Source organism: Nonomuraea solani (assembly GCF_900108335.1).
GTDB classification, from domain to species: Bacteria; Actinomycetota; Actinomycetes; order Streptosporangiales; family Streptosporangiaceae; genus Nonomuraea; species Nonomuraea solani.
On record NZ_FNVT01000001.1, the window covers coordinates 1 to 23,910 of the forward strand.

At 70.7% G+C, this 23,910-nt stretch carries 19 protein-coding genes and 1 rRNA gene; 8 read left to right on the top strand and 12 right to left on the bottom strand.

Annotation, left to right across the window (positions count from 1 at the left end; all coding sequences use genetic code 11):
• Together rrf and C4V41_RS00010 are read left to right on the top strand one after the other, a co-directional pair.
• Window positions 1-82: ribosomal RNA gene (gene rrf / locus C4V41_RS00005) — 5S ribosomal RNA — on the top strand; the annotation flags it as partial.
• Window positions 83-1,718: 1,636 nt separating this feature from the next.
• Window positions 1,719-4,403 carry a tetratricopeptide repeat protein gene (locus C4V41_RS00010; RefSeq protein ID WP_200823654.1) on the top strand — a complete coding sequence of 895 codons (2,685 nt, stop codon included), beginning with the start codon at window positions 1,719-1,721 and terminating at the stop codon, window positions 4,401-4,403.
• A gap of 41 nt (window positions 4,404-4,444) precedes the next feature.
• Here C4V41_RS00010 and C4V41_RS00015 read toward each other — a convergent pair whose 3' ends face one another.
• Together C4V41_RS00015 and C4V41_RS00020 are read right to left on the bottom strand one after the other, a co-directional pair.
• Window positions 4,445-4,789: a VOC family protein gene (locus tag C4V41_RS00015; RefSeq protein ID WP_103953626.1), complete on the bottom strand. Its 345-nt coding sequence runs from the start codon at window positions 4,787-4,789 to the stop codon at window positions 4,445-4,447.
• A 73-nt stretch (window positions 4,790-4,862) separates the two neighbouring features.
• Window positions 4,863-5,489: a LysE family translocator gene (locus tag C4V41_RS00020; RefSeq protein WP_103953627.1), complete on the bottom strand. Its 627-nt coding sequence runs from the start codon at window positions 5,487-5,489 to the stop codon at window positions 4,863-4,865.
• 82 nt (window positions 5,490-5,571) lie between these two features.
• Here C4V41_RS00020 and C4V41_RS00025 point away from each other — a divergent pair, with 82 nt between their 5' ends.
• Window positions 5,572-6,060, top strand: coding sequence for an Lrp/AsnC family transcriptional regulator (locus C4V41_RS00025; protein ID WP_103953628.1), 489 nt, complete (start codon window positions 5,572-5,574; stop codon window positions 6,058-6,060).
• 2 nt (window positions 6,061-6,062) lie between these two features.
• Here C4V41_RS00025 and C4V41_RS00030 read toward each other — a convergent pair whose 3' ends face one another.
• From C4V41_RS00030 to C4V41_RS00055, 6 genes are all read right to left on the bottom strand, one after another.
• A complete protein-coding gene (locus tag C4V41_RS00030) occupies window positions 6,063-7,532 on the bottom strand; it encodes a phosphodiester glycosidase family protein (RefSeq protein ID WP_103953629.1) in 1,470 nt (489 codons plus the stop codon).
• A 168-nt stretch (window positions 7,533-7,700) separates the two neighbouring features.
• The gene (locus C4V41_RS00035) at window positions 7,701-8,723 is read right to left on the bottom strand and encodes a methyltransferase (protein WP_103953630.1); all 1,023 of its coding nucleotides are present in this window, start codon (window positions 8,721-8,723) and stop codon (window positions 7,701-7,703) included.
• 18 nt (window positions 8,724-8,741) lie between these two features.
• A complete protein-coding gene (locus tag C4V41_RS00040) occupies window positions 8,742-9,113 on the bottom strand; it encodes a cupin domain-containing protein (protein ID WP_235029825.1) in 372 nt (123 codons plus the stop codon).
• Between the two features lie 33 nt (window positions 9,114-9,146).
• Window positions 9,147-10,763 (bottom strand): PucR family transcriptional regulator, encoded by a 1,617-nt coding sequence (locus tag C4V41_RS00045; RefSeq protein ID WP_103953632.1) that lies wholly within the window; start codon window positions 10,761-10,763, stop codon window positions 9,147-9,149.
• Between the two features lie 66 nt (window positions 10,764-10,829).
• Window positions 10,830-12,458, bottom strand: a complete 1,629-nt coding sequence (locus C4V41_RS00050) for an AMP-binding protein (protein WP_103953633.1) — start codon at window positions 12,456-12,458, stop codon at window positions 10,830-10,832.
• Window positions 12,459-12,470: 12 nt separating this feature from the next.
• Window positions 12,471-13,172 carry a TetR/AcrR family transcriptional regulator gene (locus C4V41_RS00055; protein WP_103953634.1) on the bottom strand — a complete coding sequence of 234 codons (702 nt, stop codon included), beginning with the start codon at window positions 13,170-13,172 and terminating at the stop codon, window positions 12,471-12,473.
• Between the two features lie 55 nt (window positions 13,173-13,227).
• Here C4V41_RS00055 and C4V41_RS00060 point away from each other — a divergent pair, with 55 nt between their 5' ends.
• Window positions 13,228-14,676 carry an MFS transporter gene (locus C4V41_RS00060; RefSeq protein ID WP_103954647.1) on the top strand — a complete coding sequence of 483 codons (1,449 nt, stop codon included), beginning with the start codon at window positions 13,228-13,230 and terminating at the stop codon, window positions 14,674-14,676.
• On the opposite strand, the gene C4V41_RS00065 is transcribed toward C4V41_RS00060, so the two are convergent.
• On the bottom strand, window positions 14,673-15,374 hold the full coding sequence (locus C4V41_RS00065; protein ID WP_103953635.1) for an alternative oxidase: 702 nt from the start codon (window positions 15,372-15,374) through the stop codon (window positions 14,673-14,675). The genes C4V41_RS00060 and C4V41_RS00065 overlap by 4 nt on opposite strands.
• 237 nt (window positions 15,375-15,611) lie before the next feature.
• On the opposite strand from C4V41_RS00065, the gene C4V41_RS00070 reads away from it, so the two are divergent.
• From C4V41_RS00070 to C4V41_RS00080, 3 genes are all read left to right on the top strand, one after another.
• Entirely contained in the window at window positions 15,612-16,892 is a 1,281-nt protein-coding gene (locus tag C4V41_RS00070; RefSeq protein ID WP_103953636.1) for an aspartate aminotransferase family protein, read from the top strand.
• Window positions 16,889-18,397: a CoA-acylating methylmalonate-semialdehyde dehydrogenase gene (locus C4V41_RS00075; protein ID WP_103953637.1), complete on the top strand. Its 1,509-nt coding sequence runs from the start codon at window positions 16,889-16,891 to the stop codon at window positions 18,395-18,397. The genes C4V41_RS00070 and C4V41_RS00075 overlap by 4 nt, the downstream gene beginning before the upstream one ends.
• A 98-nt stretch (window positions 18,398-18,495) precedes the next feature.
• Complete coding sequence (locus tag C4V41_RS00080; protein WP_146103475.1) at window positions 18,496-19,599, top strand: extracellular solute-binding protein; 1,104 nt, start codon at window positions 18,496-18,498, stop codon at window positions 19,597-19,599.
• A 112-nt stretch (window positions 19,600-19,711) separates the two neighbouring features.
• On the opposite strand, the gene C4V41_RS00085 is transcribed toward C4V41_RS00080, so the two are convergent.
• Both C4V41_RS00085 and gabT read right to left on the bottom strand, forming a co-directional pair.
• The gene (locus tag C4V41_RS00085; RefSeq protein WP_407669887.1) at window positions 19,712-19,888 is read right to left on the bottom strand and encodes a hypothetical protein; all 177 of its coding nucleotides are present in this window, start codon (window positions 19,886-19,888) and stop codon (window positions 19,712-19,714) included.
• A gap of 232 nt (window positions 19,889-20,120) precedes the next feature.
• A complete protein-coding gene (gene gabT, locus C4V41_RS00090) occupies window positions 20,121-21,449 on the bottom strand; it encodes a 4-aminobutyrate--2-oxoglutarate transaminase (protein ID WP_103953639.1) in 1,329 nt (442 codons plus the stop codon).
• A 92-nt stretch (window positions 21,450-21,541) separates the two neighbouring features.
• Between gabT and C4V41_RS00095 the strand changes: the two genes are divergently transcribed.
• On the top strand, window positions 21,542-23,068 hold the full coding sequence (locus C4V41_RS00095; protein ID WP_103953640.1) for a PucR family transcriptional regulator: 1,527 nt from the start codon (window positions 21,542-21,544) through the stop codon (window positions 23,066-23,068).
• Here the strand turns inward: C4V41_RS00095 and C4V41_RS00100 are convergent.
• Window positions 23,034-23,660, bottom strand: coding sequence for a TetR/AcrR family transcriptional regulator (locus C4V41_RS00100; protein WP_103953641.1), 627 nt, complete (start codon window positions 23,658-23,660; stop codon window positions 23,034-23,036). The two genes, C4V41_RS00095 and C4V41_RS00100, sit on opposite strands and share 35 nt — an antisense overlap.
• Window positions 23,661-23,910 lie beyond the last annotated feature (250 nt).

Genomic DNA, 23,910 nt, shown 5'->3' on the forward strand with positions numbered 1-23,910 from the left:
CATTCCGAACCCGGAAGTTAAGCTTCTCTGCGCCGATGGTACTGCACTCGGGAGGGTGTGGGAGAGTAGGTCACCGCCGGACAATCTTTTTGAAAGGGCTCCGACTTCGGTCGGGGCCTTTTCTATTTCCCGTGCAATGAGGGCTTTCTGCGCTTACCGGGCATGCTGGAGTTTCGGTGGCGGGCTCCAGAAGGCGCCGTCACTCTGGAGGAGTGACGGCTGCACCCCCTTCAGGATCTGAATCGGAGCAGGCACGGCGTAATCGCCGACGCCTGCGTCTGGTGACTTGGGCAGTAACGCCGGTTTCGCTCACCCTCATTACGGCAGGGTTGGCGGACTTTTTTGCCGACTCATTAGAAAAGCCCGGGACACTCCTGCACGTCCTCGATGAGCAGGACAGCCTGATCAGCATTTCGCTGGGAATCGCCGGCGTGTTGGCGGTGGGGGTGACGGCGATGGTGCGCCGTCGGGCCCTCCGAAGGAAGCAGTTCAAGGAACCCACACTCGCGCCAGGCGACGGGCCCGAACACCCGAACGACCCGGCCGCGACGGCGGACCCATCCGAGACAGCAATCCCGAGCGGAACGGTAACCCCAAGCGGGACGGGAGCCCCGAGCGGAAAGACGCCTCTCACCGGGCCAGCAGCTACCACCGGGCCAGCAGGCCCCACCGGGACGACAGCTGCCACAGGGACGACAGGTCCCACTGGGGTCGCCTCGGGTGAGACGGCAGCCCCGGACGGGGTCGGACTCCCGAGCGGGACGGCCGCTCCCAGTGAGCCGGCAGCCCCAAGCGGGACGGCGACTCCGAGCGGGGTCGTCGCCCCGAGTGGGACGGTGGATCCCGCCCGGACGGGAACCTCGAACGGGGCGGCCAACCCCGATAGGACGGGCGATCCGTTGGAGGCAGAGAACCCGGCGTGGCCAGACGCCCGGACTCGGGCAGGCGACCCGGTTCCGACAGCCGGTCCAGCCCAGGAGGCTGGTCCGGCTCAGGTCGCCGGTCAGGCTCAGGCGGCCGGTCCCGCTCCCATGGGTGGCCCGGATCCCATGAGGGATCCCGGCCCGACGGTCGGCCCTGCTCAGGCGGGTGGTCCCGCTCAGGCGGCCGGTTCGGTTCCCGCAGGTGACCCGGAACCCACAACGGATCCCGCCCCGACGGTCGGCCCCGCCCAGGGGGCCGACCGGGGTCCGGCGGGTGGTCCGGCTCAGGCGGTCGGTCCCGCTCCCACGAGCGGTTCGGCTCCTACGGGCGGTCCGGCTCCCACCGCCGGCCCGGCTCAGGCGGCCGGTTCGGTTCCTGCGGGTGGCCCGGATCCTATGGGCGATCCCGGCTCGACGGTCGGTCCTGCTCAGGCAGGCGGTCGGGCTCAGGCGGCCGGTCGGGCTCCGGCGGGTGGCCCGGATCCCACGGGCAGCCTGGCTCCCACGGGTGGTTCGGATCCTACGGGTGGGCGTATTCCTGCGGGTGATCCTGTTCGGGGGGAACGTTCCATTGGGGTGGGTGGGGATAACGCGGGGGTGGCGATGACTGGGGATGGGGCCACCTCGGTGATCGGTGGGCATGTGGGGGTCGTCGGGGATGTGCATGTGGCGCCCCGTCCGGCGGTTCCGACGCGGCCTGTGCAGCTTCCGCCCCGACCCCCGCAACTGCTTGGCCGGGACGAGGTGGTGGCCGAGGTGCGGGAGCGGTTGGTGGCCGGGGTCACTGAGCCTTGCGTGGTCGTCATCTACGGGCTGGGCGGGGTGGGGAAGACGAGTCTGGCGCTTGAGTATGCGCACCGCCACCAGCAGGAATACCAGCTCGTCTGGCAACTGCCGGCCGCCGATCCGGCGGTGTTGTCGGGGGCGTTCGCTCGGTTGGCCGCGTTGCTGGGGCTGCGGGAAGGGGCCGCTGTGGCCGATCCGGTGGATCAGGTGCATGCGGCGCTGGCCGCTCGTACCGATCCGTGGTTGCTGATCTTTGACAACGCACCAGAAGGCGGGGCGTTGCGCCCTTTTCTGCCGCCGGCGGGGCCCGGGCATGTGCTGGTCACCAGCCGTTCTGGAAACTGGCCGCGCGAGCAGAGCCTGGAGTTGCCCGTGCTGGAGCCGGGGCCGGCGGCGGCTCTGGTGCAGGCGCGGTCCGGGCAGGAGGACGCCGAGGCGGCGGCCGCCGTCGTGGCGGAGCTGGGGGCGTTGCCGTTGGCGCTGGAGCAGGCCGCCGCCTACATGGCGGAGACCGGCCTCACCCTGCCCGAGTATCTCGACCTGCTGGACCACCAGCGGGCGGCGTTGCTCGCGCAGGGACAGGCGTGGGGATACCCCGAGCGGGTCACGACCACCTGGCAGCTCGCCTTTCAGAATCTGGCTCGGACCAGCTCCCGGGCGATCGCGCTGCTGCGGGCGCTGTCCTGTTACTCGGACGACGCCATTCCGTACCATCTGCTGCTGTCGCAGCTCGAACGGTGTACGCCACGGGAGTTGTTCGGGGCTGATCTGCGGCGGCAGCGGGCGTATGGGCGGTTGCAGAGTGCCAGGGTTCGGTTGTTTCGTGACTTTCGTCCGTGGCTCAGTGCGCTCGCGGTGCTGCAGGAGTTGCCGCGTGACCCGCTCACGCTGAACGCCGCCATCAGCGCGCTGCGCGTCCACAGCCTCATCGGGCTGCCGATGGACGGCATGGTGTCGGTGCACCGCCTCGTCCAGGCCGTCACTCTCGACCGGCTCGCGCCCCACGAGCGGCAGCGCTGGCACGACGCCGCCGCCGTGCTCCTGGAGTCCGTGCTGCCCGACGACCCCACCCACGCGGGCGACTGGCCCCGCTATGCCCAGTTGCTGCCGCACATCCTCACCGTGCTCAGCCCGACCTCGGCCGGGATGGACAAGGCGGCGCAGTATCTGGGGGCGAGCGGCGACTACCGTACCGCCAGACGGCTCTATCGGAAGATTCGCGATGCCCTCAGTGCGCGGTTCGGCGCCGACCACCCTTCCACGCTGACCGCCCGGCAGGCGCTGGCGCGGTGGACGGGTGAGTTGGGGGACGCGGGGTCGGCGCGGCGGCAGTACGCGGCGCTGCTGCCCGTGCGGGAGCGCCAGCTCGGTGCCGAACACCCGGACACGCTGACGGTCCGGCACGAGCTGGCCCGGTGGACGGGCGAGCTGGGGGACGCCGCCTCGGCCCGTGACCAGTACGCGGCTCTGCTGCCGGTACGCGAGCGCGTCCAGGGCGCTGACCACCCCAACACGCTCACCATCCGGCATGAGCTGGCCCGCTGGACCGGCGAACTGGGTGACGCGGCCGCTGCCAGAGACCAGTACGCCGCCCTCATCCCCATCTGGGAACGCGTGCAGGGGATCGACCATCCGGACACGTTGACCGCCCGCGCCAACCTGGCCCAGTGGACCGGCGAGGCCGGCAACGCGGCCGCCGCCCGCGACCGGTATGCCGCCCTCCTCCCGATACGCGAGCACCTGCTCGGCCCCGATCACCCCGTCACCCTCACCCTGCGGGCGAACCTCGCCCAGTGGACCGGCGAGGCGGGCGACCCGGCGGCGGCCCGCGACCAGTACGCGGCCCTGCTCCCCGTCTCCGAACGCGTCCTCGGCCCCGAGCACCCCGGCACCCTGACCACCCGCCACAGCCTCGCCCAGTGGACGGGCCAGGCGGGTGACCCGGTCGCCGCCCGCGACCAGTACGCCGCGTTGCTCCCGGTACGAAGACGGGTGTCCGGCCCCGAGCACCCCGGCACGCTCACCACCCAGGCCAACCTCGCCCAGTGGACCGGCCGGGCGGGCGATCCGGCGGCGGCCCGCGACCAGTACGCCGCGCTGCTGCCCGTCCAGGAACGGGTCCAGGGGCCCGAGCATCCCTCCACCCTCACCAACCGGCACGAGCTGGCCCGGTGGACGGGCGAGCTGGGCGAGGCGGTGTCAGCCCATCAGCAGTACGCGGCCCTCGTCGCCGTACGCGAACGGATCTCGGGCCCCGACCATCCGGACACGCTGACGATCCGGCATGAGCTGGCCCGCTGGACCGGCGCGCTGGGCGACGCGGCCGCCGCCCGTGACCAGTACGCGGAACTGGTGCCGATCCGCGAGCGCGTCCAGGGGATCGACCATCCGGACACGCTGACCGCCCGCGCCAACCTGGCCCAGTGGACCGGCCAGGCGGGCGATCCGGCGGCCGCCCGCGACCAGTGCGCGGCGCTGCTGCCGGTCAGGGAACGTGTGCTCGGCCCCGACCACCCCTCGACCCTGATCACCCGGCACGAGCTGGCCCTGTGGACGGGCCAGTCGGGGGACGCCGCCTCGGCCCGTGACCAGTACGCGGCCCTGCTGCCCATCAAGGAACGCGTGCTCGGCCCCGACCACCCGGCGACCAGGAGCACCAGAGAACAACTCGTCTACTGGGCAGAGCGAGCGTGAGCACGATGCGGGTCAGGAGGGCGGAGCGTGCTGAGCATGGGTCACTGGGTGGGGGCCTGGGCGAGGGACAGGCTGTTGCCGTCCGGGTCGAGGATCTCCACGTGGCGTACCCCGTTCCCGTAGGTTTCCACGGGCTCGTGCTCGACACCGTGCGCCGCCAGCCGGGCCACGATCTCGTCGAGGTCGTTCACCCCGAACGTGATCATGGTGCCGCCCACCCGCGACGCCCGCACCTGCCGATCGTCGATGACGACCCAAGCGTTCTCACCGACCTGCCACAAGTACTCCTCGCCGATGATCTCGTCCGCCGGCCGCCCGAAGAACACCTCGAACCACTTCAGCGATACCGCCCGATCACGCACGCACACGACGCTGTACAGGTCCACCCGGACCACTCCTTCCAGTCGCTTCAGAAGGTCAGACCGCTCCCGCGATCAGAACTCATCGGCGGCGAAAAGGCTACTGGGTGCCGAGCGTGGCGGCCGCGACGACCAGGAGCATCGTGCCGGAGACGGCGGTGATGCGGCGGGCGGCCTTCGGGGTGCCGGTCAGGGCGCGGCCGGCCTGCGCCGTGGCGACGGCGATCAGCCCGTACAGCAGGGCGCAGTTCACGACGTGGAACAGGCCGAGCACGGTGAGCTGGACGCCCAGCGGGACGCCCGTCTCGGTCGAGATGAACTGCGGCATCAGCGACAGGTACAGCAGCACGCCCTTCGGGTTGAGCAGGGCCGTGAACATGCTCTGCCGCAGCACCTTGGTGGCCGGTTCAGTATCGGCGCCGAGCGCGGGGCCGGTGCGGTGGCGCAGCGACATCAGGGTCCTGACCGCGAGGAACACCAGGTACGCGGCCCCGGCGTACCGCATCACCGGCAGCGCGGCCGGGACGGCCTGGAGCGCGGCGGCCAGCCCGGCGGCGGCCAGGACGGTGTGCACCGCGTAACCGCCGCAGATGCCCGCCACCGCCGTCAGCCCGGTGCGCCGGCCCTGGCCGAGCGAGCGGGCCACCACGTAGAGCATGTCGGGGCCCGGCGTGCAGATCAGCAGCAGGTCCATGCCCAGAAAGAGCAGTACGAGCCGAGTGTCCATAGTGCGACGGTAGCCGGAAAGGGCTGGCACACGATGGTGGATTCATGCCGTCGAAACCCGGCATGTGGCACGATGTTGCGCCATGGACGCGATCGACCGCAGCATTCTGCGGGAGCTGCAACGGGACGGCCGGCTCAGCAACACCGACCTGGCCGACCGCGTGGGGCTCACGCCGTCGCCGTGCCTGCGCAGGGTGCGGCAGTTGGAGGAGAACGGGGTCATTCGCGGCTATCGGGCGCTGCTCGACGGCGACGCGGTGGGGCGGGGGTTCGGGGCGTTCGTCACGGTGGTGATGAGGTACGAGGATCACGACACGGTGGCGGAGTTCGAGCGGCGGGTGGCGGAGATGCCGGAGGTGGTGGAGGCGCATCGGCTGTTCGGCGACCCGGACTTCCTGCTGCGCGTCGCCGTGCGGGATCTGGCCGCCTATGAGCGGTTCTACTCCGAGACGCTGTCGGGGCTGCCGGGGGTCGCGCAGGTCACCTCGCACTTGGCGATGAAGGCCATCAAACCGGACACCGGCCTGCCCATAGAAAAGGGACCCGCCCATGGTGGCGCGGGTCCCGGGTGAAACTACTGGGGCAGCACCAACAGGGCGTCGCCGACGCCGCGCTCGGCGCCGTCCGACGGGCGGTTGACGAGCTTGTTGCCGACCACCATCGCGGTCGAGCCGCCGCCGTCCAGGTTGATCGCCTGGGTGGCGCCCAGCCAGCGCATGAACTGAGCCGCCTCGGGGAAGTTCGCCCCGATGGTCACCCCGGGCTGCCGGCCGTCGATGGTCGCCAGGATCAGGCTGCCGTTCTTCGTGACGCCCAGCAGGGTGCGGGGGTGCCGGCGCAGGATCATGTTCATCGAGTCGTGCCCGTCGAGCTTGGCGGTGATCTTCACCTTGCCGTTGCGGACCAGGCCGACGCCGCCCGCGATGACGTGCAGGTCGGGGGTGAGCTTGAGGGCCTTCTTCGTGCGCAGGTCGACGACCTTGGTGTCCACCTTGACCGTGTAGTCGGCCAGGGCGTGCTCGTTGAGCCAGTCGGAGGCCACGCCGTTGCCGTGCAGCACCCGGGTTCCGGCGGCCACCGCGGCGCCGGAGCCGCGGACGCCCACGACCTTGCCGTTGGCGTCGAGGACGACGTCGGTGCCGCCGGTGGGCGTCTTGGCTCCGTACTCCTCCGTGTACAGGACCAGTTCGTTCTCCACGGTCGCCCGGTTGACGCCGTTCACCTCGACGGCCTCGCCGTCCTGGGAGGTGGCGACCACGGAGGTCTTGAGCTCGGTGATCTTGGCGGTGCGGCCCTTGAGGACGACGGCCGAGCGGCCGGGTACGGCCTCGCTCAGCAGCTTGCCGCCGACCACCGACGCGCCGACGGGCTCGCCGCGCAGCGCCTTGGAGGTGTGGATGTTGAAGAAGCCGCCGTTCACGCCGAGCAGCGCCTTCTGCGCCTTGGCCATCGAGGAGACGGTTTCGCGCTTGGCCACGCTGGTGCCGAGCGAAGCGGCGTACGAGCCGCGGAACGTCCGGCTGTCGATCATGGCGACCTTGACATCCCAGGGGCCGGTGGTCTTGAGACCGTCGTCGCCGAGGTAGTCGACCTTGATCTTCAGGCCGGCGTCCTTGAGCGTCTTGGCCGTCTCCTCGGCCTTGGCCTTGTCCTTGAAGGCCCAGAGGCCGACGCGGACCATGTAGACGGTCTGGGAGGGGGCGTCGGCGACGCTCGGCCGGATCACCTTCTGCAGGCTGGCCACCTCGCCGGCGGCCTCCACCTCGGCGACCTTGGCCTCGGCGGTCGGGAGCGTCCCGTAGTCACGGCCGCTCGGCATGAGGACGGTGACCGTGTAGCCGTCGGTGGAACTGCCGGCCTTCACGTCGTACAGATCGATGCCCTGTGAGACGGCGGTCATCGTCTTGGTCGGCACGGGCCGGGTGCCCAGCGGGAACTTCGCCGACGGGAACCCGACCGACAGTTGCTCCGCTGTCGCGGGCAACGCGGTGAGGGTGAGCGCCGCGGCTATGGCCAGGCCGCCGGCGAGGGTGCGTCGAGACATGAACTCTCCAGAGGGCGTAAAAGGGACCGCACCATAGTGGCGAGATCAAGGTCTCGTGGGCAGGCGAACACGCCAAACGGGTAAAGAGGTTACGAGATTGACACCAGAAACGACTACCAGTCGTATATGAGTCGCATCCGCGCGTGGCGGAACCATTTAAAAAGCCATTCACATTAGGCGAGAAATGGCCAGTTCCATGGCGGCGGAACGCAGCGGCCGGCGATGCCGGGGCCGGCCGAACCCGGCCGCCCGCAGCAGGCCCGACACCTCGCCGAACTCGCGCACCCGGCCACCCGCCGCGACCAGGTAATTGAGGTCCAGCAGCCGCAGCAGGGCGCGGCTGGCCCGGCCCGGCATCAGGCTGTCGCCGAACTGGTCGCCGACGACGATCGTGCCACCGGGGCCGAGCGCCGCCGCCAGCCGGGCGAGGAGCGTGGCGGCCTCCCGGTCGTCGAGCCCGTGCAGGACGTTGAAGAGCAGGACGACGTCGTAGCCGGCACCGAGGTCGTCGTCGAGGAACGACCCGGGGCGGAGCGTCAGCCGCGGATGGTCGGCGGCGGCCTCCAGCGCCCGCGGCAGGTCGATGACGGTGGCTCGCAGCCCGGGATGCCGGCGCAGCAGCTCCATGCCGAACCAGCCGTGCCCGCCGCCCACGTCCAGCACCCGTGCGGCACCGCGCGGCACCGGGACGACGCGCGCCACGGCCGGGGCCTGCCGCCTGGCCAGCGCTCCCGTCCACGCCTGGAACGAGCGCGACAGCTCCGGGTCGCTTTCGAGCAGCGTGTAGAAGGGCGTGCCGGGCGCGCCGTCCCGCACCGCCTTCTCCACCCGGGGCCAGATCACGCAGGCGGTACGCTCCCAGAACTCCAGCCCCGCCACCAGCGACGTCGGCGAGTCCGTGGTGAACCACGACCGGGCCGTCCTGGTCAGCCGGTAACGCCCACCCCGGGAACGCAGGTAGCCGAGCCCGGCCAGCGACCGTAACAGCACGCCGGTCGCGTGCGGGTCGAGGTTGAGCGCGGCGGCCAGCTCACCGGCGGTGGACGGCCGCTCGCCGAGGGCGTCGAAGACGCCCATCCGGGCGGCGGCGACGAGCGCGTGCAGGCCCAGGGCGCCGAAATAGTCGAACATCGGCGGCACGATCGACAGCCGGTGGGCGCCGGCTTCCAGCGCGTTGTAGAAGAGGGGCACACCTGCGACGGTAAGCGGCTATTCCGTGCTCTGGCGGGTCTGGTACACCTTGCGCAGCGTCTCATGCACGATCCACGTGGTCTTGGCGCCCTCGGCGAACAGGCACACGTCACCCGGGCCGACCTCGATCGTGGTGCCGCCCTCGACGGCGATCGTGGCGCGGCCGGACAGCACGACGAAGATCTCGTCGGTCTCCACGTCCGTCACGACGCCGGGCGTGATCTCCCAGATGCCCCGCCCGTCTCCCAGCTCCAAGGAAGAGGTCGCGGGGTCGCCCGCGACGATCTGCTCGGGATCGAGCTCTTCCCTGGTCAGCCGCACGTCGTGGACGGGCACCGAAAAGGCGCCCGCGGTGGCGAGCATTCGGCCGAGATCGGTCGCATCAGGCATCAATACATCAGACATATCGCCCATTTCAGCACATCAACGGCTCTCTCTGCGGAACGACTCCAGTGCCAGGAGCGCCACATGCAGCGAAAGGCACGATTCGACGTCGTCGAGATCGGTGTCGAGAATGCGCTCAAGACGGCGCAGCCGGTCGTAGAAGGCGGGCCTCGAAAGGTGGGCCTTCTGCGCCGCGACCGCCTTGTTGCGGCCCGAGTCGAGGTAGATCCGCAGGATGCGGGCGAGGTCGCCGCCCCGCTGCGCGTCGTGGGCCAGCAGCGGGCCCAGCTCCCGCTCGGCGAACGTCTGCAGCCTCGCGTCGTCGCGCAGCAGGTGGAGCAGGCCGCGCAGGCGCAGGTCGGGCAGCCGGTAGAAGGCCCGGCCGTCCGGCTGGCGGACCGCCACGTCGGCCACCTGCTCGGCTTCGAGGAAGCTGCGGCGTACGTCTCTGATGGACTCCACCACCGAGCCCGCCGCCAGCACGAACGACGAGCCGGGCCGCCACAGCACGCGCAGCCGCTCGGCGAGCGAGGTCAGCGCGGGCTCGGCCTGCGCGCGCGGCGGCAGCGGCAGCAGGACACCGACCCGCTCCTGGTCGAGCGCGCCCACCAGGGCGGGCAGCCGGGCGTCGCGGCAGGCGGCGGCGGTGGCCTCGGCCAGCTCGCCGAGCTGCGCCTGGCCGTCGAGGGCCTGGTCGATGGGCTCGGTCGGCCTGATGACCACGCTGACCAGCTTGCGCCCGGTGAGCGGCACGCCCACCGCGCGGGCGCGGGCGGCGGCCTCGTCGGGGTCGGCGTAGGCGTGGGTCAGGATGCCGGTGATGATCGTGCCGTGCGCCTGCCGTTCGAGCGACTCCTGGTGGCGCTCCAGCAGGCGGCCCAGGGCGAGCGTGGTGGCGGCGCGCTCGGCCAGCACCATGTCGCGCGGCGACGGCTGCGCGTCGCACAGCAGGATCAGCCGTCCCCAGTCCTGCCCGCGCGCGCCGACCGTGGTGACCAGCCAGCCCGAGGCGCCGTCGTACGCGGTGCGCTCGGCCGGAGCCACCGCCCGCGACCTGGTCTCCCACCCGGCCAGCAGGGTGCCCGCGTCACGCCCGGCGGACTCGCAGGCCAGCACCTGGTGGGCCAGGTTCTCCAGCAGCACCGGCCGCCCCGACAGCCGCGCCACCTGGGCCAGCACCTCGGCCGGTGAGGCGCCTTCGACCGACAGCTCGGTGAAGACCTCGTGCAACTGCTCTGAGGCCCGCAGCTCCTCCAACTGGATGTCGATGATCCGCGCGTGCACCGACTCGGTGATCTGCACGAACGGCGTCTCGCGGGTCAGCACGATGACCGGCAGGCCGTGCTCCTCCGCGGACTTGATCACGGCCCGCGGCAGCTCGCGGACGAACCGGCGGCCCAGCTCCACGATCAGCCCCGACGCTCCCACGGACGAAAGCTCACCGATGTAGTCGGCGAGCTTCTCGGGGTCCTCGGGCAGGGCGACCCCCGTGGTGAGCACCAACTCCCCGCCGCGGAGCAGATGGGCGATGTCGGCGATCTCACCGACGTGCACCCACCGCACCTTGGTGTCGAGCCGATCGGCGCCCGCGACCACGCGCGGGCTGCCCCGGCGTACGGTCTCCAGGGCGAGGACATCGGCGATGGTGGGCAGCACGGGGCAGAGCCTAGCCGATCAGCCTGTAAGAAGGGCCATAGGCCGATTTACACTTTGTGACCCTTGTCATGGATTGAGGTCATCCTCGCGATATTCCTGGCGAGGTTCGCGTACGCGCAGCTCAACGCGGCGGATCTTGCCGGAGATCGTCTTCGGCAACTCGCCGAACTCCAGCCGCCGCACCCGCTTGTACGGCGCCAGCTCCCGCCGGCAGTGCTCGAAGATCGACCGGGCGGTCGCCTCGCCGGCTTCGAACCCCGGAGCGAGCGTCACGTACGCCTTCGGCACGGCCAGCCGCACCGGATCGGGGGCGGGCACCACGGCCGCCTCGGCCACCGCCTCGTGCTCCAAGAGCACGCTTTCCAGCTCGAACGGCGAGATCCGGTAGTCGGAGGCCTTGAAGACGTCGTCGGTCCTGCCGACGTAGGTGATGTAGCCGTCCTGGTCGCGGGTGGCGACGTCGCCCGTGTGGTAGAGCCCGTCCCGCATCGCATCCGTCAATCCACCGACATATCCGGACATGAGGCCTAGGGGGCGGCGGTCGTCCAGCGGCAGGCAGATCTCCCCATCCTCGCCCCGCTCACCCGACACCGGGTCGACCAGCACCACCTCGTAACCGGGCAGCGGCCGGCCCATCGACCCCGGCCGCACCACCTCGTCAGGCGCGTTGCCGATCTGCGCGGTCGTCTCCGTCTGGCCGTAGCCGTCCCTGATCGTCACGCCCCATGCCCTGGACACCTGCTCGATGATCTCGGGGTTCAGCGGCTCGCCCGCCGCCACGGCCGTCCGCAGCGGCAGCTTCCACGCGGCCAGGTCCTCCTGGATGAGCATCCGCCACACCGTCGGCGGCGCGCAGAACGTGGTGACCCGCTCGTCGCGCAGCACCTCCAGCAGCGCGGGCGCGGAGAAGCGCTGGTAGTCGTGGACCAGCACGGTCGCCCCCGCGTTCCACGGCGCGAACACGTTGCTCCACGCGTGCTTGGCCCACCCCGGCGAGGACACGTTGAGATGCACGTCGCCGGGCTTGATCCCGATCCAGAACATCGTCGACAGGTGCCCGGCCGGATAGGAGGCGTGCGTGTGCTCGACCAGCTTCGGCTGCGAGGTGGTGCCGGAGGTGAAATAGAGCAGCAGCGTGTCGCCCGCGCGTGTCGGCCCGTCGGGGGTGAAGCTCGCGCGCGCCTCGTACGCCTCGTGGTACGGCAGCCAGGTGTAGGCGTCGCCCACGGCGATCCTGGTGTATTCGCCCGCCCCGAACTTGCCCGCGTCGGCGGCGTTGGCGATCACGTGGGAGACGCCGCCGCGCTCGATCCGCTCGACGATGTCCTTGCCGGTCAGCAGCGTCGTGGCCGGGATGATGACCGCGCCCAGCTTCATCGCGGCCAGCAGCGCCTCCCACAGCTCGGCCTGGTTGCCCAGCATGAGCAGGATCCGGTCGCCCCGGCGCACCCCCTGCTCGCGCAGCCAGCCGGCCACCTGATTGGAGCGGGCGGACAGTTCGGCGAAGGTGTAGGAGGCGCTGCTCGCGCCCACGATCTTGAGAGCGACGGCGTCCGGGGTCTCGGCGGCCAGCACCCCGTCGAACCAGTCGAGCGCCCAGTTGAACGTGTCGAGCTCCGGCCAGCGGAAGTCGCGGCGGGCGGTGGCGGGGTCGGCGCCGAGCAGGAAGTCACGGGCGGCACGAAAATCGCTCATGCCCGGATCCTGCTACGTCGCCAGCCGCCGCTCAAGGCCGTCGAGCACCGACACGAGCCCGAAGTCGAAAGCTATCTCCCGCACCGCCTTCGGGTCGTCGTAGGTGGCCATGTCGACGCTCTCCAGCATCTCCGGGAAGGGCGCGGCGGCCTTGGCCACCGCCGCCCGCATCTCGTCGGCGTCGTAGACATGGCCGCCGGTCGACTTGTTCCAGGCGATCTCGGGGATCGTCATGCCGTAGACGTAGGCCGTCAGCGTGGCGATGGCGTAGTCGGTGTCGAGCCCGGTGAATCCGGCCGCCTTGAACATCTTGCGCAGCTCGTTGGCGACCCACAGCGCGTTGGGGCCGAGGGCGGGCAGCCGGCCGACGAACTCGGCCGCCCACGGGTGGCGCACGATGACCTGGCGCATGCTGTAGGCCAGCGCGGCGGCCGCGTCGCGCCAGCCCACCTCCTCGTGGTCGGGCACGGTCATCTCGCCCCAGATCTCGTCGTAGACCAGCTCAAGAAGCTCGTCCTTGTTGGCGACGTACCAGTAGAGGCTGGTGGCGCCCGCCCTCAGCTTCGCGCCGAGCTTGCGCATGCTCAGCCCGGCCAGGCCCTCCTCGTCCAGAAGTTCGAGGGCGGCTCTGACGATCTCCTCCCGGCTGCGCCCGGGGCTGGTGGCCTTGCGGGGCTCGCGGAGCCATACGGAAGGGAACGGCTTGCCTGTCATGAGCCCAGGATAAAACAACTCGCACACTGTGCGAGTTTTGTCGTACGGTGTGCGAGTGAACTCGAACACCGTACGAGATCCCCGTCGCTGGTGGATTCTCGCCGCTCTGTGCCTCGCGCTGCTGGTGCTGGTCATCGACAACACCGTGCTGAACCTGGCCATCCCCTCGCTCAACGAGGAGATGGGCGCGACGCCCTCCGACATCCAGTGGATCATCGACGCCTACGTGCTGGCCTTCGCCGGTCTGCTGCTCACCTCGGGCGCCCTGTCCGACAAGTACGGCCGCCGCCTCTTCCTGGTCATCGGCCTGGTGTTCTTCGGCGGCGCGTCGCTGCTCGCCGTGATCGTCACCGAGCCCTGGCAGCTCATCGCCGCCCGCGGCCTGATGGGCGTCGGCGGCGCCCTCGTCATGCCGTCCACGCTGTCGATCCTGATGACCGTGTTCGACGAGGAGGAGCGGCGCAAGGCGATGGCCGCCTGGAGCGCCGTGGCCCTGGTCGGCCTGGTGTCGGGCCCGACGCTGGGCGGCTTCATGCTGGAGCACTACTGGTGGGGCTCGGTCTTCCTGCTGAACATCCCGGTCGCGGCGATCGCCGTCGTGGCCGCCTTCGTCCTGATGCCCGAGAGCCGCAGCGAGGGCCGCAAGATCGACCCCGTGGGCGTGGTGCTGTCGATCGTCGGCCTGACCGCGGCCGTCTACGTGATCATCGAACGCGAGTGGAACATCCCCGTCATCGCCCTCGCGGTCGTCGCCCTGGCCGGCTTCGTGATCTGGGAGCGCCGGCGCGAGGAGCCGATGCTGCCGCTGCACCTGTTCGCCAACCGCAACTTCAGCGGCGCCTCGTTCTCGATCCTGCTGATGTCGTTCGGCGCGGGCGCCGTGATGCTGATGCTCACCCAGTACCTGCAGTTCGTGCTGGGCTACGGGGAGATGCAGGCCGGGCTGGCCATGCTGCCCTACGCCGTGGCCGCGGCGATCTTCAACGGGGTGGGTGCCGGGCTGGGGAAGAAGCTCAGCAACCGGGTGCTGGTCGGCGTCGGTCTGCTGGCGATGGCCGGGGGCTTCGTCGTCATGGCCATGACCACCGGCTACCTCCCGCTGCTCACCGGGCTGACGCTCATGGGCGTGGGCGGCGGGCTGGCCGGCCCCTCCGCCTACGCCTCGCTCATGGGGGCGATCCCGATCGAGCACGCAGGTGTCGGCTCGGCGCTCAACGACACCGTCCAGCAGGTCGGCATGGCGCTGAGCATCGCCGTCCTGGGCAGTGTGCTGGCCGGGAAGTACACCTCGGAGATGCCCGCCGACCTGCCCGCGGCCGCCAGGGAGTCGATCGGCGCCGCGCATCCGATGGGCCTGGCGGAGGTGGCCAACGAGGCGTTCACCTCCGCCATGCACCTCGGCTCGTGGGTGGGGGCCGCGTTCTGCGTGGCCGCCGCGGCGCTGGCCGTCACCGTGCTGCGCCCGGCCGAGCCCGCCGCGGCCCCCGACCCCGTACAGGTCTAGCGGACACGGGGCTCCCTCATGCTCTCGATGCTGTCGAGCTTGTGGGTCCGCTCGTCGTGGCCGATCTGCCGGAGCAGGTCGGCCACCGAGCGGTAGCGGCCGTACTCGGCGGCGTAGGTGCCGGGGTCGGGCACGAAGTCCAGCTCCGGGTTCTCGGCCACGAACGTCATGTACTCGTGCTCGGCGTGGTCCTCGAACTCGGCGTTGAGCCGGTAGCTCCAGTCGGGCCTGACCAGGAACAGCACCCAGGACACGTGATAGTAGAAGAACGCGATCAGCCAGGGCGCGGCCTTGTGCAGCAGCCACGACTGCCGCTGCCCGGTGCGTTGCACCAGGTCCTGCATGATCAGCAGGTGCCACTGCTCGTTGTCCTGGTCGGCGCGGGCCTCCACGATCCGCTCGAAGACCCGCCTGGCCAGCGCGGAGCGGCCCGCGTGCCGGTGCACGGCCCAGTAGCCCATGCGCTCCCACGCCTGGTACGGCACCCTGGCGATGATCTCCAGCATGGCGAACTTCGTGTACGAGCCCCGCTTGCCGTACATGAGGTCCACCGGCTTGAACATCATCTTCGCCAGCAGGCTGTAGTCCATGCGCGGCGTGTCCAGGGTGTCCTGCTGGGCCCGACGCAGTTCCTCGCGGTCGAGCTTCGGCGGGCCGGACGGCGCTTCGGGGCGGTGGTGGTCGACGATCACGGTCATCTCGGTGTCTCCTTTTGTTTTGCGAGTGACTAGATCGTCGTCGAGGGGGGCGGTCCCGGTCGTCGCCCGCCAGTGGTCATTCGCGGTGATTCCGGGGACGTAGAAGAGCGGAGATCGGTACACCTCCAGGCGGACGGGAGATCCCCTAGGGGATTTTCCACTCTGTAAGCCATCTCCTGGCGTCCCCGACAGGTTGGAGGTATGAGGGCGGGGAACGGAAAAGGGATACTCGGTAGCATGTCGGAGCTTCTCGCGCGCCACCGGGCGGTCATGCCCAACTGGCTGGCACTCAACTACACCGAGCCCATCGAGATCGTCAGTGGCAAGGGCAACCGCGTCATCGACGCGGACGGCAAGAGTTATCTCGACTTCTTCGCCGGGATCCTGACCAACATGATCGGCTACGACGTACCTGAAGTGCGTGAGGCCGTCGAGCGCCAGCTCGCCACCGGGGTGGTGCACACCAGCACCGTCTACCTGCTGCGCGGCCAGATCGAGCTGGCCGAGAAGATCGCGCGGCTCTCCGGCATCCCCGACGCCAAGGTCTTCTTCACCAACTCCGGCACCGAGGCCAACGAGACGGCGCTGCTGCTGGCCACGTACGCGCGGAAGAGCGACCAGGTGCTGGCCATGCGCCAGAGCTACCACGGCCGCAGCTTCGGCGCGGTCAGCGTCACCTCCAACCGGGCCTGGAAGAACAACTCGCTGTCCCCGCTCAACGTGCACTTCCTGCACGGCGCCGACCGGCATCTCACCCAGTTCAAGGGGCTGTCGGACGCCGACTACATCCAGGCGTGCGTGGACGACCTGCGGCACGTGCTGGCCACGAGCGTCTCCAACGACGTGGCGGCGCTGATCGCCGAGCCGATCCAGGGCGTGGGCGGGTTCACGATGGCCCCCGACGGGCTGTTCGCCGCGTACAAGGAGGTGCTCGACGAGCAGGGCATCCTGTTCATCTCCGACGAGGTGCAGACCGGGTGGGGCCGGACGGGCAGCGCGTTCTTCGGCATCCAGAACCACGACGTGACCCCCGACATGATCACGTTCGCCAAGGGGCTCGGGAACGGCTTCGCGGTCGGCGGCATCGTGGCGCGCGGCGACCTCATGGACGCGCCGCACGCGGTGGGCCTGTCCACGTTCGGCGGCAACCCGATCTCCATGGCCGCCGCCAACGCCACCCTCGACTACGTGCTCGACCGCGACCTGCAGGCCAACGCCGCGCGGACCGGCGACATCATCATCGGCGGACTCAAGGCGGCGGCCGGGCGGCTGTCCATCGTCAAGGACGTGCGCGGCAAGGGCCTGATGTTCGCCATCGAGCTCGAAACCCCCGCCCAGGCGGCCCGGTTCATGGAGGAGACCAAGCGGGCGGGCCTGCTGGCCGGCAAGGGCGGCCTGTACGGCACCGCCATCCGCATGGCGCCGCCCCTCACCCTGACGGTGGACGAGGCCACCGAGGGCCTCGGCATCATCGTCACGGCCCTGGAGACCATCGACGCGGAGGCTGCTGCGCAGTGAAGTTCGTCAAGCACTGGATCAACGGCGCGATCGCGGACGGCGACCCCGCGCGCACCGCGGAGCTGTACAACCCGGCCACGGGCGAGGTGAGCGGCCACGTCGCGCTGGCGGCCGCCGCCGACGTGGACGCGGCCGTGGCGGCCGCCGTCGCGGCGTTCCCCGCCTGGCGGGACGCCTCGCTGGTCAAGCGGGCACAGGTGCTGTTCCGCTTCCGCGAGCTCATGTACGCCCACCGCGACGAGCTGGCCGCGCTGATCTCCGCCGAGCACGGCAAGGTGCACTCAGACGCGCTCGGCGAGGTGGCCCGCGGCCTGGAGGTCGTGGAGTTCGCCTGCGGGATCCCGCACCTGCTCAAGGGCGGTTTCTCCGAGGGCGTCTCGACCAGGGTCGACTCCTACTCGCTCCGGCAGCCGCTGGGCGTCGTGGCCGGGATCACGCCGTTCAACTTCCCGGCCATGGTGCCGATGTGGATGTACCCGGTGGCGATCGCGTGCGGCAACGCCTTCGTGCTCAAGCCGTCGGAGAAGGACCCGTCGGCGTCGCTGCTGATGGCGCGGCTCTGGCAGGAGGCCGGGCTGCCCGACGGCGTGTTCAACGTCGTGCAGGGCGACAAGGTGAGCGTGGACCGGCTGCTGGAGCACCCCGACGTGCGCGCCGTCTCGTTCGTCGGCTCCACCCCCATCGCCCGCTACGTCTACGAGAGCGGCACCGCGCACGGCAAGCGCGTCCAGGCGCTCGGCGGCGCCAAGAACCACATGCTGGTCCTGCCGGACGCCGACCTCGACCTGGTGGCCGACTCGGCGGTCTCGGCCGGGTTCGGCTCGGCGGGGGAGCGGTGCATGGCGATCTCCGTCGTGCTGGCCGTGGACCCGATCGGCGACGAGCTCGTCCAGAAGATCGTCGAGCGGGTGGACCGGCTGGTGATCGGCCCAGGCGACGACCCCGAGTCGGAGATGGGCCCGCTCGTCACCGGGCCGCACCGCGACAAGGTCGCCTCCTACCTCGACCTCGGTGTCGAGGAGGGCGCCAAGCTGGTCGTCGACGGCCGCGAGACGGCCGTGCTGGGCGGGGGCAAGGCGTCGGAGACGCCCGGCTTCTGGCTCGGCCCGACCGTGCTCGACCAGGTGCCGGCCGGGTCGCGTACGCACACGGACGAGATCTTCGGCCCGGTGCTGTCGATCGTGCGCGTCTCCTCGTACGAGGAGGGCCTGGAGATCATCAACGGCGGCCTGTACGGCAACGGCACCGCGATCTTCACCAACGACGGCGGCGCGGCCCGGCGCTTCCAGAACGAGGTCGAGGTCGGCATGGTCGGCATCAACGTGCCCATCCCGGTGCCGATGGCCTTCTACAGCTTCGGCGGCTGGAAGTCGTCCCTGTTCGGCGACACGCACGTGCACGGCACCGAGGGCGTGCACTTCTACACGCGGGGCAAGGTCGTCACCTCCCGCTGGCTCGACCCGTCGCACGGCGGCGTGAACCTGGGCTTCCCCACGAACGGGTAGGCGCTCGCGCTTCGGCCGGGAGTGAACGTGGCGTTCCTCCCGGCCCCGTCCCCGGTAAGCTCCAGCGCAGGGACGGCGCGGGTGCAAGGGGGGACATCGTGAAACGACGTGCCATGGTGCTCGCCGTGACGGCTCTGGTCGCCGGCATGGGCGCGGGCCGTCCCAGCCCCACCCCTACTCCCACTCCTTCGCCGACCGTCACGCAGAGCGACGGCACGCTGCAGATTCTCACCTATCGCGGCTACGCCGAATACGGCGGCACGAGCCCCAAGGTCAACTGGGTGGGCTCGTTCGAGAAGGAGACCGGCTGCCGCATCGCCAGGCTCGACGTCGTGCAGAGCGCCGAGGAGATGGCCGACCGGGCCGACGACCGCCCCTACGACGTGATCAGCGCCGGGCCGGTGCTGGCGGGCGACCTCATCGAGCGCAAGCAGGCGCAGCCCATCGACCCGGCCAAGGTGACCGGCTTCGAGGACATCGACGAGCGCTTCCGCGACCTGATGACCGTGTCGGGCAAGGTCTACGGGGTGCCCTATCTGTGGGCGTACGACGAGTTCCTCTACGCCTCCGACCGGGTCAAGGGCGGCGGGCTGGAGCAGGTGTTCGCCTCGGACCGGACGGCGCTCAGGGACAGCGCGATGACGATCGCGGACGCGGCCATGGCCGGGGGCGCGAAGGAGCCCTACGAGCTGGATACGACCGACTTCGGCAAGGCGATGGCGCTGCTGGAGCGCACCAAGGACCGCACCTACTGGAGCAGCCCGATCGACCTGGTCACCGGGTTCGCCACGGGGAAGCTCGACTACGCGCAGGCCACCCCCTACTACCGGCTGCTGCTGCAGCGGGCCGGCAACCCGGTCAAGACGATCGCGACGGATCGCACGACCGGCTGGGTCGACTCCTGGATGCTCGGCGCCGGCGTCACCGACACCACCTGCGCCTATCGCTGGCTCAACTGGATGACCGCGTCCGGCGCGCAGCGCGACGCGGCCGCGTGGGCGGGGATGGCGCCCGCCAACGGCAAGGCGTGCAAGGGGCGGGCCAGGCTGATGTGCGAGCTCTACGGGGCGGGCGACGACAAACGGCTCGACCGCGTGCTGTTCGCCGTGCGGCCGCCTGACGGTTGCCGGGCCGAAGACGGGGAATGCACTGACTACCGCCTCGTCTGGACCGACCGGTGGGGCAAACTGACGACCAAGTGAGTGACGCGGTCGTGTCCTTCCCCCGCGGACGCGGCCTGCGGAGGCGCCCCGGGCCTTCCCCCCGTCCCGGGGCGTCTCGCTCACCGCCGCGCGGGCGGCGGCTCAGCTCGGCTCAGCGAGACGGGAAGGCGACCACGGTGGCCATCGGGGTGGGCATGAGCGCCTCCGCGCAGTCGCCGCAGGCGAGCACCGCGGAGTCGTCGGGCAGCCGGCCCACGCGCACGCGCGGTCGCGGCCAGCGCTTGTGGCAGACGACACACGCGTCACCCTCGCGCTGTGCCGAGGTCAAGCCCTCAGGGTCGAACGTCAACACACTCCGCGCCGTTCTGGTCGGACCCCAGTTCATCACGCTCCCAGCAGCCATAGCCCATCCCTATGTCGGAACCGTTATAACCCTGACCGAGGCCGGAGGCGTCTAGCTGAGCGTCAAGTCAGGGTGAATTCTCTACCCGAGTGCCGCCTGTTACACCACAAAACGGGCATCCAGCCGCAAGCTGGATGCCCGTTTCGTTGGGTTTCGTCTAGAGCTCGGCGATCGCCTTCTCCAGGATGCCGAGGCCCTCTTCGAGCAGGTGCTCGGGGATGACGAGCGGCGGCAGGAAGCGCAGGACGTTGCCGTACGTGCCCGCCGTCAGGACCAGCAGGCCCTCCGCGTGGCAGCGCTTCACGATCTCCGCCACGGCCGCCGGGTTCGGCTCCTTGGTGCCGGGCTCGACCAGCTCGATCGCGATCATCGCGCCGCGCCCGCGTACGTCGCCGATCACCTCGAACCGCTCCTTGAGCGCCTCCAGGCGGGGCAGCATGATCTCCCCGATGCGGCGGGCCCTGGCGACCAGGTCCTCCGCCTCGATGGTCTCCAGCACGCCGAGCGCGGCCTCGCAGGCGAGGGGGTTGCCGCCGTACGTGCCGCCGAGGCCGCCCGCGTGCACCTTGTCCATGATCTCCGCGCGCCCGGTGATCCCGGCCAGCGGCAGGCCGCCCGCGATGCCCTTGGCGGTGGTGATGATGTCCGGCACGACGCCCTCGTCCTCACAGGCGAACATCGTCCCGGTACGCGCGAAGCCCGTCTGCACCTCGTCGGCCACGAACACGATCCCGTTCGCCCGGCAGAACTCCGCGATGCGCGGCAGGAACCCCCTGGCCGGCACGATGAACCCGCCCTCGCCGGCGATCGGCTCGATCACCACGGCGGCCACGTTGTGCGCGCCGATCTGCTTGGTGATCACGTCGATGGCCTGCTCGACGGCCTCGTCCGCGCAGTTCTCCGGGCCGCTCGGCCACCGGTACGGGTAGGCCAGCGGCACCCGGTGCACCTCCGGCGCGAACGGGCCGAATCCCTCCTTGTACGGCATGTTCTTGGCCGTCAGCGTCATCGTGAGCAGCGTGCGGCCGTGGTAGCCGTGGTCGAACACCACGACGGCCGGCCGGCCCGTGGCGTGCCGGGCGATCTTGACCGCGTTCTCCACGGCCTCGGCGCCGGAGCTCACCAGGAAGGAGCGCTTCTCGTGGTCGCCCGGGGTCAGCTCGTTGAGCTTCTCGCAGACCCGCACGTACGACTCGTACGGCGTGACCATGAAACAGGTGTGGGTGAAGTCGGCCACCTGCTTCTGGACCCGCTCGACGACCTTGGGCGCGGCGTTGCCGACGTTCGTCACGGCGATGCCGGAGCCGAAGTCGATCAGCGAGTTCCCGTCGGCGTCCTGCACCACGCCGCCGCCGGCGCGGGTGACGAAGACCGGCAGGGCGGTGCCGATGCCGGGCGGGACGGCGGACTGCTTGCGGGCCAGCAACTCCTGGGACTTGGGGCCTGGGATCGCGGTCACGAGGCGCCGCTCCTGGGGAATGCTCATGGTTCTGACGCTACGGCGGGCTCCCACCTGGGCCGATACGTCGATATGTCACACTGAAGGTGCTCGTCTTTGCCGGAATGGATAAAACACGCATGCCGCCTACGCTGCAGACCGTCGTGCGCCGCATGAACTTCCGGCCGCTGGCCGGGACCTCGGGCGGCGGGGTGCTGGACGCCGCGGTGCGGTGGGTGGCGGTCAGCGAGCTCGCGGACCCCACACCGTACCTGGAGGGCGGCGAACTGCTGCTCACCACCGGCATGCGGATGGAAGGCGACCTGCGGCACTACGTCGGCCGCCTGGTGGCCAGGGGAGTGGCCGGGCTGGGGTTCGGCGTCGGGGTGTCGCACGAGGAGACGCCGCCCGCCCTCGTCGAGGCCGCCGAGGAGGCCGGGCTGCCGCTGTTCGAGGTGCCGCGCGAGACACCGTTCATCGCGGTCGGCAAGGCCGTCAGCGAGCTGCTGGCCGCCGAGCAGTACGAGGAGGTCACCCGGGCCTTCGCCGCCCAGGGACGGCTGACGCGGGCGGCGCTGCGGCCCGAGGGCATGCACGCGGTCATCGACCGGCTGGCCAAGGAGGTCGGCGGGTGGGCGGCGCTGCTGGAGGAGTCGGGCGAGGTCCGGCACGCCACGCGCGGCGCCAGGACGGAGGCGGTCGCCGCCGAACTCGCCCGCCGCCGCGGCCGCCCCGTCCCCGGCCGTACCGGGGGTGCCGAGCGGCCGCCGGACAGTCTCGCGCTGTCCGCGCCAGGGGAGCACACCGTCATCCAGCCGCTGGGCGGCGGCGGACGGCCGCGCGGGTTCTTCGCCGTGGGGGCCGGGCACGCCTTCTCGCCCGTCACCCACACGGTGATCAACGCGGCCGGCTCGCTGCTCACCCTCGCCATGGAACAGGGCAGGACCCAGCTCGCCGCCGAACGCCGCCTCAGGACCGCCGTACTGGAGCTGCTGCTGTCGGGGGAGGAGGACCGGGCCCGCACGGTGCTGGGCGCGCTCGGCGGACGGCTCCCGGACGGGCCCCTGATCGTGCTCGCGGCGCCTCCGGAGGCGTTGGAGGCCCTGGAGCCCGTGGCGTTCACCGCCGCGCCCGGCGGCCCTCACAGCGGCCCTCACAGCGGCTCCGGTGAGGAGCCGGTCGTCGCGCTGGTGGCCGAACCGGAGGCGGAGGAGGTCGCGGCGGCCGCCGAGGGGCCCGTGGGCCTCAGCCAGCCCTGCGGATACGACGGCCTTCGCAACGCCCTCGACCAGGCGAGCAGGGCGCTGGAGTCGGGCGGCGGCGGCGTGGTCCGGTTCGGGGAACTGGCCGGTCAGGGCCTGCTCGGGCTGCTCGACCAGGCCACCGTGCGGGCGTTCTCGGCCGCGCTGCTGGCCCCGCTCACCGGGTACGGCTCCCGGGCCGACCTCGTGCGGTCGCTCCGCGCGTACCTGGACAGCAACGGCCACTGGGACGCGGCGGCGCAGCGGCTGGGCGTGCACCGGCACACCCTGCGCTACCGCATGAGACGCGTCGCCGAACTGCTCGGCCGCGACCTCGACGACCCCGGCGTACGCGCGGAGCTGTGGCTCGCCCTGGAGGCGGCCCAACGGCCTAGTCCTGCTTCTCCACCAGATAGCAGCAGATAGTCGCCATCGTCACCGCCTCGTACGTCCGCCCGTCGCGTAGGTGCCCGGCCCGTTCGAGGCTGATCGCCCCCTGGGCCGCCGCCCACAGCGCGTCCGCGATCTTGCGCGGCTGGGTCGGGACCAGGTAGCCGGCCGAGATGCAGTCGGCGATCACCCGGTCGAGGATGTTCAGGGCGGCGCGGGCCAGCGTCCTGGCGCGCTCGCTGGGCTCGAAGCCGGGGATCGCGCGCTCGAACATCAGGCTGTAGTAGCCCGGCTCGGCCAGGCACGCCTGGCGGTAGGCGGGCCCGAGCGCGCTCAGGTGCTCGAACGGGTTGCGGCGCTGCGGCACGGACTCGAGAAAGCGGCGGAAGCGCTCGAACCCCTCCAGATAGAGCGCCTCCGCCAGACCCTCCCGGTTGCCGAACATGGTGTACATCACGGTCGTCGTGCAGCCCGCCTCCGCGGCGATCCTGCGCATGGTGAGGCTCTCCGGGCCGTCCGACTGGAGCAGGTTCACCGCCACGTCGAGCAGACGGGAACGGAGTTCGTCGTGACCGGCACGCTCACCCAGCAGGTAGGCGCCCTGCAGGCCCAGTGGCGCCGAGGTCATGAGAGTCCCCCTGTGGCCAAGGAACGAAGTGTCCTTGTGACCTCACGTTGTTCGGTCACGGGGCCCACGCCTTTCAGATCGGGGGCCCGCCGCGCTGGAGACCCGCACCGATGACTTAGCCATGGCGGAGATCGCTCAAACCACCCCGCATGGTAAACATCCCGAATTGGGTCTACTTCTGTTACATCATGGGTATACAACGGGGCTTGTACTTAACGGTGGGCCCTCGCGGGAGTCTTGTGCATCGTGG

What these genes read in the sequence shown, in the direction of transcription:
- C4V41_RS00025 (WP_103953628.1), top strand. Translation starts at nt 5,572, where the DNA reads ATGGACGCGATCGACCGCAGCATTCTGCGGGAGCTGCAACGGGACGGC.
- C4V41_RS00070 (WP_103953636.1), top strand. Translation starts at nt 15,612, where the DNA reads ATGTCGGAGCTTCTCGCGCGCCACCGGGCGGTCATGCCCAACTGGCTG.
- C4V41_RS00065 (WP_103953635.1), bottom strand. Translation starts at nt 15,374, where the DNA reads ATGACCGTGATCGTCGACCACCACCGCCCCGAAGCGCCGTCCGGCCCG.
- C4V41_RS00030 (WP_103953629.1), bottom strand. Translation starts at nt 7,532, where the DNA reads ATGTCTCGACGCACCCTCGCCGGCGGCCTGGCCATAGCCGCGGCGCTC.
- C4V41_RS00020 (WP_103953627.1), bottom strand. Translation starts at nt 5,489, where the DNA reads ATGGACACTCGGCTCGTACTGCTCTTTCTGGGCATGGACCTGCTGCTG.
- gabT (WP_103953639.1), bottom strand. Translation starts at nt 21,449, where the DNA reads ATGAGCATTCCCCAGGAGCGGCGCCTCGTGACCGCGATCCCAGGCCCC.
- C4V41_RS00100 (WP_103953641.1), bottom strand. Translation starts at nt 23,660, where the DNA reads ATGACCTCGGCGCCACTGGGCCTGCAGGGCGCCTACCTGCTGGGTGAG.
- C4V41_RS00055 (WP_103953634.1), bottom strand. Translation starts at nt 13,172, where the DNA reads ATGACAGGCAAGCCGTTCCCTTCCGTATGGCTCCGCGAGCCCCGCAAG.
- C4V41_RS00050 (WP_103953633.1), bottom strand. Translation starts at nt 12,458, where the DNA reads ATGAGCGATTTTCGTGCCGCCCGTGACTTCCTGCTCGGCGCCGACCCC.
- C4V41_RS00040 (WP_235029825.1), bottom strand. Translation starts at nt 9,113, where the DNA reads ATGCCTGATGCGACCGATCTCGGCCGAATGCTCGCCACCGCGGGCGCC.
- C4V41_RS00095 (WP_103953640.1), top strand. Translation starts at nt 21,542, where the DNA reads ATGCCGCCTACGCTGCAGACCGTCGTGCGCCGCATGAACTTCCGGCCG.